The sequence below is a fragment of the Massilia sp. DD77 genome, assembly GCF_036961685.1.
In the GTDB taxonomy this organism is placed as follows: domain Bacteria; phylum Pseudomonadota; class Gammaproteobacteria; order Burkholderiales; family Burkholderiaceae_D; genus Telluria.
On record NZ_JBAMDH010000003.1, the window covers coordinates 40,623 to 55,190 of the forward strand.

Consider the following 14,568-nt stretch of genomic DNA (forward strand, 5'->3'; position numbering starts at 1 on the left):
TATAGTTGTGATTTCCCGCCTGCGGGGCAGAATCAGGCGGTTGAATGTTCTCAGTCAGGAGCGCCGCTCGCGGAAGCAGGCGCCGCCGATTCAGCGGCTGAATCGATGCAAGCCGGCTCATCCACTTCAGGCTTGCCACGCATTGAGGAGGTTGCTCTCGTTCGGAAGCGAACCTGATCAGGGTCGGCCGCCTCGAGAGTGTGTCCTCCCTGCTCGAGATGCCGCTTCAGATTCAGAAAGTTCGACTCGGGATAGAACCGGAACTCTTCACCATAGTCGGTCCATGCAACCAGAGCTCCTTCCTCAGAAAAGCAATCGCCATAAGAGGAAAAAAACTCTTCCGCGCATTGCACGAACGGGAATTCCTCCGTAAATAGCACCCTCACATCATCCTTTAACGAATCGATGCTGTCGCTCGCTCGGCGACCCGCTTGTCACACTGCGTGAACGTCAGCATGAACTCGGTGGCATTCGGCCCGAGCGTTCGTGCAGCTCTCCCCAAGTCCTCGCCGAGCTGCGGGCATGCTCGAACCTCACCAGTAACTTATAGTACGAGCGTTCAGCAGGACGCCATATCCATCGGACGTCGGATAAAAGAAGAACTGCAGCGAGTCCGCGATCAGAGGCTTGTGAGACGGGGCCATCAATCTGCCTCCCTCTGCTCGGCTCCAGGCGCCATCCCCGGCTCCGCTTCTGACTTCTTGGGCGCGGCTTTGCCACGTCGAGTGGAGGCGGAAGCTGCACGCGCCTTCTTCTTCACCAGATACGCATCAAGCGCCAGTGCGAGCGTTCCGCTCAGCTCCTCGAGCAAGGAGTCGCCGGGCCACTCCAGCAGGTCCGCATACAACGCCTCCGTGCCTTCAGCGCTTATCCCGGCTCGCCACAACAGTCCTCCCGTACCGGCGATCTCAAGTATCTCCTTCGGCTTGCGCAGACGGTCACCCTCGGACAGGACACACCTCAGCGTCACACCGCGTTTCCGCGGCGGCGCCGGCCAGAGAAGATCGATCGACCTCCCATCGAGACTACGAATGCAGTCGGGGGCACCGCTTTCGGGCAAAACGCTGTCAGAACTGACCGATGCCACGGCGCTGCCCGCCTCATCGGGCCGCAGTGCCGGCTGCAGCTCAGTCGCTGGATCTGCTTCGCGTTCAGGGTCTTCCTGCCGTACGGACACCTCGCCTCCAGAAGGAGGCCAGCATGCCACCTCATGGTCACGCCAAAACAGACGCAGGACCACGCCTGCCAGTGTCTCGTCCGGCTCGACCTGGAATCCGCCCCCGACGCTCTCCCTTGTCTCCAGAGCGGCTACCCGAAGCGCCACGATCAGTGGCGACAGGATGCTCAGACGCGTACGTTTCATCGTCCAGGGCATGTCGATGACACCCGTGCGGAGACCGATCAGGAATGCTGCCGCAACGATCACCTTCCGCCCGGCGGGCCTGGGAGCGTGCAAGAAGGGGATGAGCGCGCGGACGTCGCCCACTACCGAAGCGAGGAGAGACGCGCGCAACGCAACAGAACCTTCGTCCGACAGCAGCTCCCCGTCGAGCCGCGCCCGATTCTGCAGTACTGCATTCGCCATGGAGAACCAGCGCTCCACTTTCCTGATCTGGCTTTCGTCGTCGGTTCCGTCGGTCAAATTCGCGTGGATCCGTGCGACGAGCGTGCTGGCTGAGTCGTCAGTGCCATGGGCAATGAACGCTCGCAGAACGATGTTCGCCTGCCCTCCCTCCGAGGCTGGCATGCATCCTGATGCAAGCGCTCCGGCCAGAGTCACTTCATGAGACGGGGTCGCTGCAAGGGGACGGCAAAGCAGCTCGGCGATGTCATGCCAGCACACGGGCTGGGTCGCGCCAAGTTCGAGGACGCTGCAGACACCCCCTGCAATGCGGTCCGAAAAACGCCCGCGGTCCCGCAGTTCCAGCGATTCCTCCGAGCCTTGTCGGAAACGGGGGGAGCCAGGCAGATCGAAAAGCTGCGGATCGACGCGGCAAGTCAATTCCTCGGTATTCAGTTCGTCGACCGGTCGGAATCGGAAGTCATCCGCGTCCTCCTGACTTCGGAACCAGAGCGCCGCCACTTCGCTCATGCCGAATGAGAAACGCTCCCCGCCCACCGATTCACGGAGCTCGACCAGGACAGGAAACCTCCCGGCCTGCCCTCCTTGCAGCAACGATATCTCGTCGGTCCGCAGTCCATCCGGCAGAAGAGCGAGCGCGTCATCCTGAACTGGAACGACTGTCTGGCCGGCCGGTAAACCCCTGGAGATGGCGAGCGAACTCAGCTGAAGCAGAATGTCCTCGCGGTTGGTAGGGAAGAACAGACGACTCGCCGTACAGGCGGGACTTGTCTGCGTACCGTCTCCATCGATCGACACGCCCTTTTCCTGCCCGCCTGACAAAGGTTCAAATGTGAACTGCTGCTGGGGCTTCTCCGCCCTTGGCGCGACTGGATCATTCATGAAGCTTTTCGTCATCAAGTCCTCCACCATCCCTGCCGACGCGCGGAATACTGGAAGCCACGCTTTGTCAGTTCAGCCGAATCCGCGGCCGGTGCATACAACCAGAAGCAGCCCTTCGGACGCAGGTCTTCATTCGCACATCCCCTCTTCTTCGCAAAAGCGCGTGCCCAGGTCTCCCAATCCTCGAGCGCGGCCTTCCTTTCCTGGACAGGAACTGCAGGAATCTGCCGAACTGTGCGTGCCGGCGGCAACGCCTTCTTCCATGTCTCGCGTGGCAGGATGTCCGACGAGGGCAGCTCCGCGTAAAACGCGGCAGTGGACTGATCCTTCTGCGTTTCGAGCAATTGGACCCATTCGCGAGCCCGGGACACCGCGACGAACATCTGCATTCGAAACCGGGAAGCACCGTAAAGACCGATCTGCGCATCATGAAGATCGACAATGAATACCGCGTCGAACTCGAGGCCCTTGCAGCTCCGCATATTGAGGACACTGATGACATCCGGGACATCGAACACCAGGTTCTCCACGCGGTTGACCTTCCGGGTCTCCCACGAATACGACTGCACGCTGACCATTCTTCCCTCTATGCCGCCGACTGCCTTGCTCAGCGCCTTCTGCAGTGCGTCACGCTTCTGCTCCTTGAACACGAGGACGCCGACATTCTTTCCCGGGTGATTGACAATCCACGTAAGGATCTGCTGTACACAGTCGCTAGACGGAATACCTTCCGTGTAGAGCGGCCGCTCCCCTCTTCGAGTCGGGAGTCGAGGGAGCGCGCCCACGTCATCGAAGAATGCGCGTGCCACCTCTGCGATTTCATACGTGTTGCGGAAATTGTCGAGCAGCGGCGGGAAGCGGTTCTTCGGACCGATCTTCAGCCCGGTCTGGATCTCGTTCAAAGTCGAGTTGTATTCTGTCAGCTGCTGATTTTCGTCGGCCAGAACAAAGCACTTCAAGGGATACGTTACCGTGGGTCTGCTGGCTCCGACCACAGCCAGCAGACCAAGCAGTTTGTAGAACCATGGCGCAAAGTCCTGCCCCTCGTCAATCAACAGGGTACCGACCGACAGGCTCGCATCGCTCAAGTCCTCCTCATGCTCCATGACATGATCGTAGACGGCCTCCCAGTCAATCTGATCCTCGGCCTCAGGAACGCATGGGGCCGACTGCCAGAGACGCCAACCCGAAAAGCTTTCCGGAGCTTTTGCCCACACGTCGTAATCCACTACCCACGTACCAGTCCTCTGCTGCCAGGGGCGCCATTGGTGCTCGTGCCATTTTGCCCCCGCCGCCTTCACGGCATCCTTGTCCTTGAAAGGGAGCTCAACACATATAGGGCCACCGGCGGGATGCGGCGGCAGTTCAGCTGCGTTCCACCATTCCCGGAACCATTCGAACACTGTGCGGACCAGCGCTTCGGAATCGTCGCCGGGGGCACCCGCGGCGTACTTGACGAGCACACGGCTGTACATGCCAAGCGCTACAGGTACACCACGCTTCTTCAGCTCGGCTGCTCGAAGTGCCGCAATCACGGTCTTGCCCGTACCAGGCGGGCCGCTCACAAGGACGTGAGCATCGTTGGGTGCGTAAAGATAGACGGCTTTCTGCTCGGCCGTCATCTCACGCAACTTCGGCATCCTCATCCGTTCTTCTCCAGGAACGTGAGGAGGCCCCATTTCTCGTCCAGCAGCATGCGCCGATCGAGCACCGTGTTCGCACACGTACAGCTCGTCTCGGCAACCAGCAGACAGGCATGGCACGCGGCACGATTGAATCCGCCGAGCCCCTGCCCCGCCGTTTCTGAACAGACCGGGTCCGCAGAACACCAGCGCCCCTGTTCGGCTGCCTCATACAGGGTCTGGGCGAGCCGGTCCTTCTGCCCTTGACGCACCAGTCCGCCCAGCGAGCCTTCCGAATCCGCGTCCGCCGTGTAGATCATGATGCCGGCGCTGCTCTGATCGGGATCGAAGTACAGTCGCTCGCGCAGCGAGGAGGACGAATATCCGCACTCGAACGTGATTCTGCGCAGCAGCAGGTGCGACAGGGCATGAAGTGCCATGAATACCGGATCGACCTTCGGCAGGAACCAGAAGTTCTCGTCCAGCCGCTTCTGTTCCAGCTGCCCGAGGACATTCAACTCCTTTTCGGGAATGGCGGCGCTCCACGCCTTCAGGCTGTCGAGATCGAAGGACAGTGCGATCCCTTCACCGAACACTTCGGTGCAGGGCAACCAGTTCTCCGAGGCCGAAACATCGGGGGGCACCGTACGTTCCGGACCGCCCGGCTTGACGCGCTGGAAGCCGCGGTAGGCACGCACTTCGCGTAACCTCTCGACTAGGACCACCCCCTCGAGCAAACGCCTGGCCCACCGCGGAGCGTTCTCGTCGAGGGGTTCTGGCCTGGCCCTGAAGTTCTGTCCTGCGATTCCCCCGCCATGGAGTGCATGCTGGATCGTTTTCCACTCTTCATTAAAGAGCAGATTCTGGTCGATTTCCATCGGGGCTTTCTTGTTTCCCGAGATCGGCTTTCCATCGATGTCAGCCTTCACCACGTCCAGTACTGTGGCCTCCTTGCAGCTAAGCTGTCCGGCAATCGTCTCGACAAGCAGGTCGACGAAGTCTGTGTTGGCCCCCTCGGTACCCGAAACGAAATGCTTCAGCTTCGCATATTTTGGGTGAGCCATTATCTGTTCGGAGAACTCCTCGGTCGCCTCCACCACCAGGTCATCCGGAATGTCGAGCGCAGAGATAGTCACCGGGTAATGCAGGTTCGTGGCGCCCCGCTGCAGTACCTCGGCCTGGGCGTCGCAACTGCCCTGTGACCCGAACAGCCATGGATGGCGGCAGCTGCACTTGCCGAGAAGGTGTTGATTGGCATCCTTGGACGTGATCTGTTCCAGCGAGCGGCTGCTCTTGCAAGTCTCGCATCCAACGATCAGTGAAGCGAGCCCGCCTGTAGCGGCCTTCTCGTCGACCTTGAAAGTCAGCTTGTCCCTGCTCCGGCACCCTGGCGATGCATCAGGACCGCTGTGGGCCCATCTGCCCCAATCGAAATCGTCCAGATGACCGTTCTCGCAGGCGACGACGAAACGCATCGGGACAAGCGCTCCGTCACACCCGCGATGGGGGCAGGAGGGTTCCTGTCCCTGCTTTTCGAACTCGACCTTCCAGAAGGTTATCTTCCTGCATTTTTCGCAGAACATCGCCCTCGGGAAACGGCTGACTTTGAGCGATGGCTTCGTTTCGGTTGTCGTCTTCAGATTCTTCTTCAGCCGGCTCGAGAGACGCGGCAGGGTCACCAGACGCAGGCTCGACTGCCTCCAGTAATCGATGCCTGGGACCACGAAGGACTCGACACCGACATCGATAACTGCACCAACACCCGCGGCATTGGCAACAGTGCTTGCTCGAATTTCTCTTTTTACTTGCTTGCTCATGTCATGCCCCTGCAGACTCGATTATGGGAACATCCAGTTTCAATGGCACGTCAACGTTGCGCAGCGACTGGAGTGTCTCGATCCCCGTTCCTGGCTTCCTGAAAGCCTTAATCAGGCCAGGGTGCTCCTTGCCGCCGGACTGGAACCTCAATTTGCTGCCGTGCTCATTCGCCTGACTCATCCAGTCATCGATGAAGTCGTCCAGCCGTCTGCGTGTTTCAGCCATTTTGCCGTCCCTGGCGTCCTCGATGCGCGCGCAGAAGACATCAGCAAGGCGTCGCACCTCCGGAGCGTTCGTTCTGATCGCTGCGGCGTGGTTGTTGGCACTGATCTGCGACACCATGCGCACCAGCGCCAGAAACGCGCCGTGCAAGCCTCGCTGCTGCGCGGGCATCGCAAACGGTGTGACACTCGTGGGTTCCACATACCGGTAGAACCCCTTGTGGAAATGCCGGAAGAACTCGTAATGCGATCGGTCCCTCGGCTTGGTCGGGGAAAAGAGCGTGAACACGATGCCGGGAGGACGGTTCCTGCTGCGGCCCACCCGGCTGGAAGCCTGGATGTACTCAGATACCGTCTTCGGCTGTCCGTTCACCAGCATAAGACCCAGCCTTGAAACGTCGACGCCCACGGAGAGCATGTTCGTGCAGGCGACATAGTCAAGGGCATGCGAATCGGGCAGTTCGACCGACAGACGATGCAGCGCTTCGGGAATCTCGCTGTCCTTCAGGTTTGCGGACAGCTCGCTCACCCGGGAGGCTGTGACCTTCCGTTGCTCACCGAGGGCATCGAGGCGCCCGGGAATGTCGTCGCGGGCGAGCGACAGCGTCTTGCCAAGCTCGCGCTTGCTGTTGTGATAGGCCACGACCGTCCACCAAGTGTCGACCTGGTCGCCGGCCTGCGCCCGCATCACCCCGCCGGCCGACAGCAGGGCCGACGATGCGATGACGTTCGAGAAGGTCGGCGTGTGCCCCTGTCCCATGGCGCCGAGGTATAGACGGCCGCGCTGCTTCGGGTCGGTGGATGTCCTGGAGAAGAAGGAGTTCCCGGCCGAGATCCCAGCCGGTGGGAAGAGTGCGCCGCGCCTGCCATACAACTTCTCGATCTGGTCGTCCGACCGCCGGATCGTGGCCGTCGCACAGATGTATTTCGCTGGCGCCCCCAGTTCGCTGATGATCCGGTCGATCGCCGCTTCGTAGATGCCCGCAAGCGTTCCGAGCGGGCCCGAGATCAGATGCAGCTCGTCCTGGATGATCAGGGACGGTGGGGCCATGCCGGAATCGGTACCGAAGAAGGCGCGCGCCTCGTGCCGCCATGCGAGCATGGCGAACTTGTCGACAGTGCCGAGCAACAGCGTCGGCGGCGAAGCATACAGGTCGTCGTCCACATAGCTGATCGGGAGCCCACCGTGGAATGGGCATGCCCGGTCGGAGCAGAACAGCTCGACGCTGTTGCCCTTTGCGCGCAGCCCGACGTCGGCAGTGCCGACAGCCTTGTTTTCAGGGATAATCGGTTTGCTGCAGACGGGGCACTGCTTCAGGGGCACCTTCACGCCGTCCACCCGCCCTGCGCTCGAATGGATCTTGTCCAGATCTTCCAGCGCCGCGGCCCCGGTGTTCGGGGCCGAGTCACCTCCCACCCACAGTCCCAGACTGAACGGATGCGAGGTTTCGATATCACCGGCCTGGCGCATGGTCTCGAGCGCGCAGATGAGCCCCCCTGCCCGCTCGAACTGCTGAATGGTCAGCAAGCGCAAGGTGTAACGCTTGATCACGGCCGTGCCCCCGCCACGCTCCGGGTCCATAAGGCGTCGCCTGATCATCTCGAAGGCTGCAACGCCAAGATACGCCTCCGTTTTGCCGCCGCCGGTCGGGAACCAGATGAGGTCGACGATATCCCTGCTGTCATGTTCCGGCTCCCACAGGCCGCGGAGCGAAATCAGGAAGAACGCGATTTGGAAAGGCCTCCACACGACTGCCTTGTCGGCGAGTGAAGCCAGGTTCACGTCCTGGAACCGCCCTGTTCGTTTGCGATCCTGGTTGCGAGCTGCACGAGCAAGACTGATCAGCATCGAACGGTTTGCCAGCCTGAACACCTCCAGGGCACCCGGTTCATCCTCAAGCAGATCGACGCCATCCGTCATTCGCTCGATGACAGCGTCGATGCGTTCGACGATGCGCTCCCTGGCCGGCTCGAAGCGGTCGTCGAGCTTCAGCGTTGCAATACCATCGCGCCAGTTGGTGTATTCCTGGATCAGGTCGCGGAATGGCGTGATCGGGTCGAACGATGGGTCCTGCAGCCTCTTCATCGACAGAGCCGCTGCAACGTTGTCAGGAAGCGAACGGATCTCCGTCGTGACCGGAGGGACCTCTACCGAAGGGAGGAAGTCGACAGCAACAGAGCTGACCACATCGCCTTCCGGCTGCGACCAGTAGACCCCGCAACCATGGCCGACTGCAAACGCTGGGGTATCCCTGTACTGCAGGGCGAGCTCTTCGGCTTCAGGGTCCGGGCTGATGCGCGGCGGGTCCGGGTAGGCCGGAACGCCCAGAGAAGGGGCGCACGTCATCTCGACCTGGAACAGGATGTGCTCGGCATTCACCGCTGTGTCTTCGGGGGTGTGGTTACGATTGACCAGCGCAACCGTGGCAATCCTGGCGTCCCCACTGAGTCGTACATACACGCGCAGCTCGGCCATTCCCTCGAGCACCGGGATCGGCTCGCGTGTCCTGGCGCCATCGCGCGGCAACTCCACAACCACGGTCTCGACGTCGGAACCGGATGGCAGTGGCTTCCGCGTCCACACCACCGGCGGCCCCTTGCGTTTCCTCCGGTCGGCACTGACGGCCACCACTTCCGCCGTCCCTTTGCTGTACGCGGCCCCACGCAGCTGTACAGTCAGTTTCGATTCGTTCGTCGCGAGCGCGAAGGTCATCCCGACCGAAGCAGGAAGCTTCTGGAACAGCATGTCCGTGGGCGATTCAGGCGCGTCCTCGTCCTCATCCTCGTCCATCGACGGGTCTTCGCCATCCTGGCGTTCGTCCGCGATGTTCTTTCCCGCTGTTGCGCCCTGCGGGAAAACCATCCCGCTCAGATAACGCTTGTGCGGCTTTTCATGCAGCACTTCCTTTGCTCCCCCCGGCCCGATCAACCGCGATCTGATTTCGGCAACGAACGCGTCCCGCAGTTCCGTATCATCCATTCCGCTCATCTCTTGCTCCTTCAGTTCTGCGCCAGCAGCGCTACCATCCTTCTCTTGACCGTTTCCGGTACGAAGATGTGAAGCACTGCTGATGCTCTTGTCATCCCTACATACAAATTTCGTTCGAAGTCGGTATCCTCCGATGCCTCACCCAGATCAACCAGGAGAACCGCCCTCGACTCCAGCCCTCGAAAATCGACAACCGTACCGATAATGCCGTGCGCGGTTGATGCGAATCTGCCGTCGGGCCGAAGGGGGCGCAGCACATCTGCCAGCCTGCGCTCGACTGTCCGTGCGGTAGCGCCCTCGGGTCCGTTCGGCCCCAGGACCGCGATCTCCGTCGGTCGCACCCCCGCCTCCAGCATACTCTGGACGAGTGCAACCACCGAGTTGGCCTCGCCCACTGCCGAATCGACCTCGTGAAATCCGACCCGGACGCCATAGCCGTCGATGGACGACAGTCCGATGTCTGCGCCGAGGAATGCCTGGATGCTTCTAACGATTTCGAGTGTGGACCTGACATTTCTCGTCAGCGAGACCGAGACCGAGGCGGTCCGGATCTGCTCCAGGGAATGCTGGTCGGGAGGCGACCGAAGATACTGCAGATTGGGATCCATGAACCAGCGCCAGCGGCCGTTCGCCATCCCGCCCGGCAGTTGCTCGAACACGGTGGCCAGGGCCGCGGGCTGCATGTAATCCTGCCCCTCGTCCACGATCAGCACGTCAGTCCCGTCAGGAATGCGGCCATCGGTCACCGGGATACCGGTGTCGGCCAGTCGGTCACGCAGGCTGCCCAGAAGAGCAGTTCCCTGAACAAGGACCGCCGGGCGTCTGCCGGCATCGGCCTCGGCACGCGCGCACAGGACGGCGAGCTCGGTCTTGCCCGTTCCCGCACCTCCTGTGACGGTGATGCGTGGATTCGCTGCGAGACTCTCCAGGATCCCATACTGCTGGCGCGTCAGCTTGATCACCCCGCGCTCCACGCCGGTAACGGAAAGTCCAAGGGATGAGGCCGCCGACATTTCCGGAAGCAGGATTTCCTTGATTTCGCGGATGTCGGTATCGGAAAGGGCGAAATCGCTCGGGGAATGCTGGTCGAAAGGGATGCTGTCGAGCCAGGCCTGAAAAACCAGCGGATTCGCGCACGCGGCCTGATCCGCAAGGCGCTCCGGAGGGAGCTCATCCAGCGCCCGAACAAACCTGCAGTGGGGGAAGGCGACACCCCACCGGCAGCGGATCTTCCTTCCGAGCCGCTTCTGCAGCATGTGCTCCAAAGCGACCGCGGCACTGATGGCCTGACGCGCCGGCCCCTCGCTGGAAGTGATTGCCTGCCCCCTGGCATTCTCGTATCGCCATACCCTGCCCGCCAGCGAGACGTTACCGCCCTTGACCTCGAGCAGCACTACGCCGGCCCGCGATACGATCACGAAATCGGCCTCGCCCCAGCGTTTATACTCGTGCTCGGGCAAGTTCACGGAATGAACTGCAAACCCGTCCCTGTCGTCCAGAGCCAGAAGCAGATCGTAGACTGCGGCCTCCCCGAACAGTCGCGGCCTGAATTTGAATGTTGGGTGAAGCTCCATGTCCTCTCACAGCGAGAGCCTTCATTCACCTGAATGGGGGCCTCGTTCATTAACTGATTATCACGCTGCAATTACACTTATGCAATAACCAGAGTATCCGGCAGGTATAATTCTGCTTCCCGTGTGCATTTTTGATACAGATTTTGGAGCGATATCGATGTGCACGCAGTAGTTCGGCTTCAAGCCCTGCAGCTCCAGCGTTGCCGACCAGATCGAACTCAGCCACCGGGCGGCTGCCTCTCGCTGCGCTTCCGGACCCGTCATGACCTACCGCTGAACCCGCTCCCCGCTCAAACGTAAGATCCCGCCCTGAGTCTTGCGGAGGTGCTCGTTATCAGACATTTCTGAAGCGTTCTGGTCTAGATCGAACCACATGTTCGTATTTGCATATGCCATCCGCTGCACAGCAATGGCGTAGCCAACACTCTGCCGTCATTGTGATGTAAAAAGATGAAGATTGGTGCATAATGGCACCACTAACTATTTCCCGGTGGAAGATTTCATGGCGCGTACTCCAATCGCTCCTGACGGCAGGCGCATCAGAACTTCGGTTGTGCTCCCGGAGGACACGCATCTGCAGATTCAGGCAATGGCTGATGCCAATCAGGTGTCCGCTGCCTGGGTTATCCGCATGGCCGTGCAGCGCTTTCTGGAAGATAACCAGGGGCAGTTGAATCTGCCCTTGCGTCCGCCGTACGGCAAGGAATTTTGAATGAATAATGACATCATCCTCCGAAAGCTTGCACGCCTGCAGGCTGGAGGTAAGCCCCGTGTTCTCGACCTGTTTGCGGGATGCGGTGGTATCTCTCTCGGCTTCGAGGTTGCAGGTTTTGAAATGCGCGGAGCCGTAGAATTCGACCCAGACGCGGCGCGATCGCATGGTCTGAATTTTCATGCTGGCGCTGCCGAGCACAGTGAGCCGATCGATATCACTAAAACGAGCCCGGCAGAGCTGTGCATGAAGCTGGGTCTCGGTGCCGTTGCCGAGGCATTCGACGTGGTCGTAGGCGGTCCCCCGTGTCAAGCGTTCGCACGCGTTGGCCGGTCGAAACTGCGCGAGATTGAAGAGCATCCGGAAGCATTTATTCATGACCCGCGAGCACAGCTGTACTTGAAGTACCTCGAGTACGTTGAGGCGTTCCAGCCTGTTGCTGTTCTGATGGAGAACGTACCCGACATTCTGAACCACGGCGGCCAGAATATTGCCGAAGAAACCTGTGATGTGCTCAAAAGCAAAGGTTACGTATGCGGCTACACGCTGCTGAATGCCGCGTTTTATGGCGTGCCTCAAATGCGCGAACGAATGTTTCTAATGGCCTACAGGCGTGAGCTATCGGTACAGGTTTCGTTCCCCGCACCGACTCATTACCTCGTGCTGCCGCCAGGCTATGAGGGCTCGCGGTCGGTTGCACTGAAAACACTGCGTAATCTTGTGGCCGATGCACACTCGTACATTGCCCCACCACCGGCGACTGAAGATCTTCCGCCCGCAGTGACGGCCGAGGATGCGCTGGGCGATCTGCCCCCGATCAACGCGCGCGAGCTGCTAGCTGAAGGGAAAATTGCCCGCGGAGCCCGGCGTTTCGATATCCCGGTCAGCTACAGCCGGAAAAAGCCCTCTGCTTACGCACACGTAATGCGCGCTTGGCCAGGGCATGAGGCCCCATCTCAGGGCCTCACCGATCATGTGATCCGTTTCCTTCCACGGGACTACGAATTGTTCGCACGCATGAATCCGGGCGATCAGTATCCGGAGGCTTATAAACATGCCGTGACAATGTTTGAGGAGCGGCTGGCTGCGGCCCGGCTAGAGAGAGAAGTAAAGGAAGGATCGCCCGAATACAAAGCAATGTGGGATTCGATCGTGCCGCCTTATGACGCGAGCAAGTTCCCCAACAAGTGGCGCAAGATGTGGAAGGATCAGCCTGCCCGTACCCTGATGGCTCACCTGGGCAAGGACAGCTACAGTCACATCCATTACGACAGTAAGCAGGCGCGAACGATCTCTGTACGTGAGGCAGCACGACTCCAGTCATTCCCTGACGGGTTCCGCTTCAGTGGCACCATGAATCCAGCCTTCAAGCAGATCGGAAACGCCGTTCCCCCGCTGCTCGCGAAAGCGCTTGCTACCCGGATGATGCAGACTATCAAACAGGCCGTTAATGAACAGAAGGTAAATAATGAACCTCGACGATCGGCAGCGGCTGTTTCTTGAGGCTGCGCAGAAGCACTTCGGCACCTCAGCGGCGGTCCGCCCGCGGGCGCTGTTTGGCGTGTCCAACAGTGCCAAGATCGTCGAGGGTGGCATCCAGCTGGGGGTCGTCAATCTGGACAGCGTCAAAGATGATGTCGAGGCACTGATCTTTGGCTGTGTTCTGCGCTTCCCCCCGGAAGACGAGGTGTATTTTGCGGTCCTGGTACGTAAGGATCGGCAAAGTCTCGTCTCGCGCCTTGCTGAAATGAAGCGGCTGGGGACTGCGTCGAAGTCTAAAGCTGTCGCAACAGAGACAGCAGCTAACTTTGCTTTGGAGCCCCACGGGGATTTGCCTGGTGCGGGCGAGCAGCCGGGTGGAATGATTAAGTATAGCGACCGAAACAATCTGGTGCCCGTCTATCTGGCTCGGGACGGCCGGCTGTGGTTGCGCAATGCCCAGTTCTGGGACAGCCTGAACATTGAGCTGTTACCGTTCGGTCCGTCAACCGAACCCGACGAGATCGTTGTGGCACTCTATCCGCCAACAGCGTCAGCACGGCGGAGTCTGCTCGCACGTGAGTTCATCGGATGGCTCGGCGCGCTCGTCGGCCGCGAAAAGATCCACGAGTTGCCAGTGTGGAGTGACGTCGCTTCACTGGGGCCGGCCATGCGCCGAATGCCTTCCAGCATCCCCGTGGCAGAGATCGAAGCTGCAGTGACTGCACTTGGCGGTCACTACCCGCAAGGCGAGGTGCGACGCTTCCACGCGGCATTGAATTTTCTGGAACACAAGCATTTTGTGATTCTTTCCGGGATATCCGGGACCGGCAAAACCCAGCTGGCACTGAAATACGCGCGGAGTGTTCATGGCGTCACCACCCCCACCGGGACGGACCCTCTGCTGTTTGAATGCCCGGTACGCCCGGAGTGGACCGACCCGACAGGGCTAACCGGCTATTTTGACGTGCTGACCAATCGGTACGTCGTGCCGCCGTTCCTGGAAGCAGTCCTTGTCGCTACCGCCCATCGCGACTCTCCGGTCTTCATCATATTGGACGAGATGAACCTCGCCCGGGTGGAGTACTACCTTTCCGACGTCCTGTCTGCAATGGAAAGCGGCGGCAGCCTGCAACTGCATTCGCACGACGTTCCGCTCGAGGGCACTACCGGCGCCAGCGTACGTGCAGAAATCCCGCTGCCACCCAATCTTTTTATCATCGGAACGATTAACGTCGATGAGACGACCAACCCGGTCAGCGACAAAGTCCTTGACCGGGCCTCGGTCATCGATATGTCTTCGGTGGATGTGCCGGGCTTCCTTAAGTCCCTCGCGGGCAGGTTTCCGGATCTGGCATCAGCTCGGGCGGTGGCGGAGCCACGACTGACCCGCATTCATGGTCTGATGCAAGATTACGGTCTGGGATTCGGATACCGCCTCATTGAGGAGTTCATCCGCTACCATGCATTCGATGCGCAGCACCTTCAGAATGACGGCGACACTGTGACCGAGCAGCTGCTTGTCCAGAAGGTCTTCGTCAAGCTCCGCGGTGGTGAGCGGCAACGGCCGCTTCTTGACGGCCTGCTGAAAGCCTGCGACGGACTGCCACGGGCACAGGCATACCTGCGCCGGCTGCAGGCCGACCTGGACGAGTACGGGTCTTTCCAGGCCATGCGGTGAACCGTGTC

9 protein-coding genes are annotated in these 14,568 nt (G+C 60.4%); 3 read left to right on the forward strand and 6 right to left on the reverse strand.

The genetic code is table 11. The features are described 5' to 3' along the window. Positions 1–50: 50 nt before the first annotated feature. The 6 genes from V7778_RS02110 to V7778_RS02135 form a co-directional block, all read right to left on the reverse strand. Positions 51–380 (reverse strand): hypothetical protein, encoded by a 330-nt coding sequence (locus tag V7778_RS02110; protein ID WP_335551700.1) that lies wholly within the window; start codon positions 378–380, stop codon positions 51–53. 263 nt (positions 381–643) lie between these two features. Next, the gene (locus V7778_RS02115) at positions 644–2,479 is read right to left on the reverse strand and encodes a hypothetical protein (RefSeq protein ID WP_335551701.1); all 1,836 of its coding nucleotides are present in this window, start codon (positions 2,477–2,479) and stop codon (positions 644–646) included. Beyond that, entirely contained in the window at positions 2,479–4,110 is a 1,632-nt protein-coding gene (locus tag V7778_RS02120) for a hypothetical protein (protein WP_335551702.1), read from the reverse strand. The genes V7778_RS02115 and V7778_RS02120 overlap by 1 nt, the downstream gene beginning before the upstream one ends. Next, on the reverse strand, positions 4,107–5,903 hold the full coding sequence (locus tag V7778_RS02125; protein WP_335551703.1) for a DUF1998 domain-containing protein: 1,797 nt from the start codon (positions 5,901–5,903) through the stop codon (positions 4,107–4,109). The genes V7778_RS02120 and V7778_RS02125 overlap by 4 nt, the downstream gene beginning before the upstream one ends. Before the next feature lies 1 nt (position 5,904). After that, positions 5,905–9,114, reverse strand: a complete 3,210-nt coding sequence (locus V7778_RS02130) for a helicase-related protein (RefSeq protein WP_335551704.1) — start codon at positions 9,112–9,114, stop codon at positions 5,905–5,907. An 11-nt stretch (positions 9,115–9,125) separates the two neighbouring features. Continuing rightward, a complete protein-coding gene (locus V7778_RS02135) occupies positions 9,126–10,688 on the reverse strand; it encodes a nuclease-related domain-containing DEAD/DEAH box helicase (RefSeq protein WP_335551705.1) in 1,563 nt (520 codons plus the stop codon). A gap of 460 nt (positions 10,689–11,148) precedes the next feature. On the opposite strand from V7778_RS02135, the gene V7778_RS02140 reads away from it, so the two are divergent. The 3 genes from V7778_RS02140 to V7778_RS02150 are packed head-to-tail and all read left to right on the forward strand — an operon-like array spanning position 11,149 to position 14,560. After that, positions 11,149–11,400 carry a CopG family transcriptional regulator gene (locus tag V7778_RS02140; protein ID WP_335551706.1) on the forward strand — a complete coding sequence of 84 codons (252 nt, stop codon included), beginning with the start codon at positions 11,149–11,151 and terminating at the stop codon, positions 11,398–11,400. Further along, positions 11,401–12,903 (forward strand): DNA cytosine methyltransferase, encoded by a 1,503-nt coding sequence (locus tag V7778_RS02145; protein ID WP_335551707.1) that lies wholly within the window; start codon positions 11,401–11,403, stop codon positions 12,901–12,903. Continuing rightward, positions 12,869–14,560: an McrB family protein gene (locus V7778_RS02150; RefSeq protein WP_335551708.1), complete on the forward strand. Its 1,692-nt coding sequence runs from the start codon at positions 12,869–12,871 to the stop codon at positions 14,558–14,560. The genes V7778_RS02145 and V7778_RS02150 overlap by 35 nt, the downstream gene beginning before the upstream one ends. The last annotated feature ends 8 nt before the right edge of the window (positions 14,561–14,568 follow it).

Bases quoted from the DNA above. Each gene is read 5' to 3' on its own strand.
- V7778_RS02120 (WP_335551702.1), bottom strand. From the start codon at position 4,110: ATGAGGATGCCGAAGTTGCGTGAGATGACGGCCGAGCAGAAAGCCGTC.
- V7778_RS02125 (WP_335551703.1), bottom strand. From the start codon at position 5,903: ATGAGCAAGCAAGTAAAAAGAGAAATTCGAGCAAGCACTGTTGCCAAT.
- V7778_RS02130 (WP_335551704.1), bottom strand. From the start codon at position 9,114: ATGAGCGGAATGGATGATACGGAACTGCGGGACGCGTTCGTTGCCGAA.
- V7778_RS02145 (WP_335551707.1), top strand. From the start codon at position 11,401: ATGAATAATGACATCATCCTCCGAAAGCTTGCACGCCTGCAGGCTGGA.
- V7778_RS02115 (WP_335551701.1), bottom strand. From the start codon at position 2,479: ATGACGAAAAGCTTCATGAATGATCCAGTCGCGCCAAGGGCGGAGAAG.
- V7778_RS02135 (WP_335551705.1), bottom strand. From the start codon at position 10,688: ATGGAGCTTCACCCAACATTCAAATTCAGGCCGCGACTGTTCGGGGAG.
- V7778_RS02150 (WP_335551708.1), top strand. From the start codon at position 12,869: ATGAACCTCGACGATCGGCAGCGGCTGTTTCTTGAGGCTGCGCAGAAG.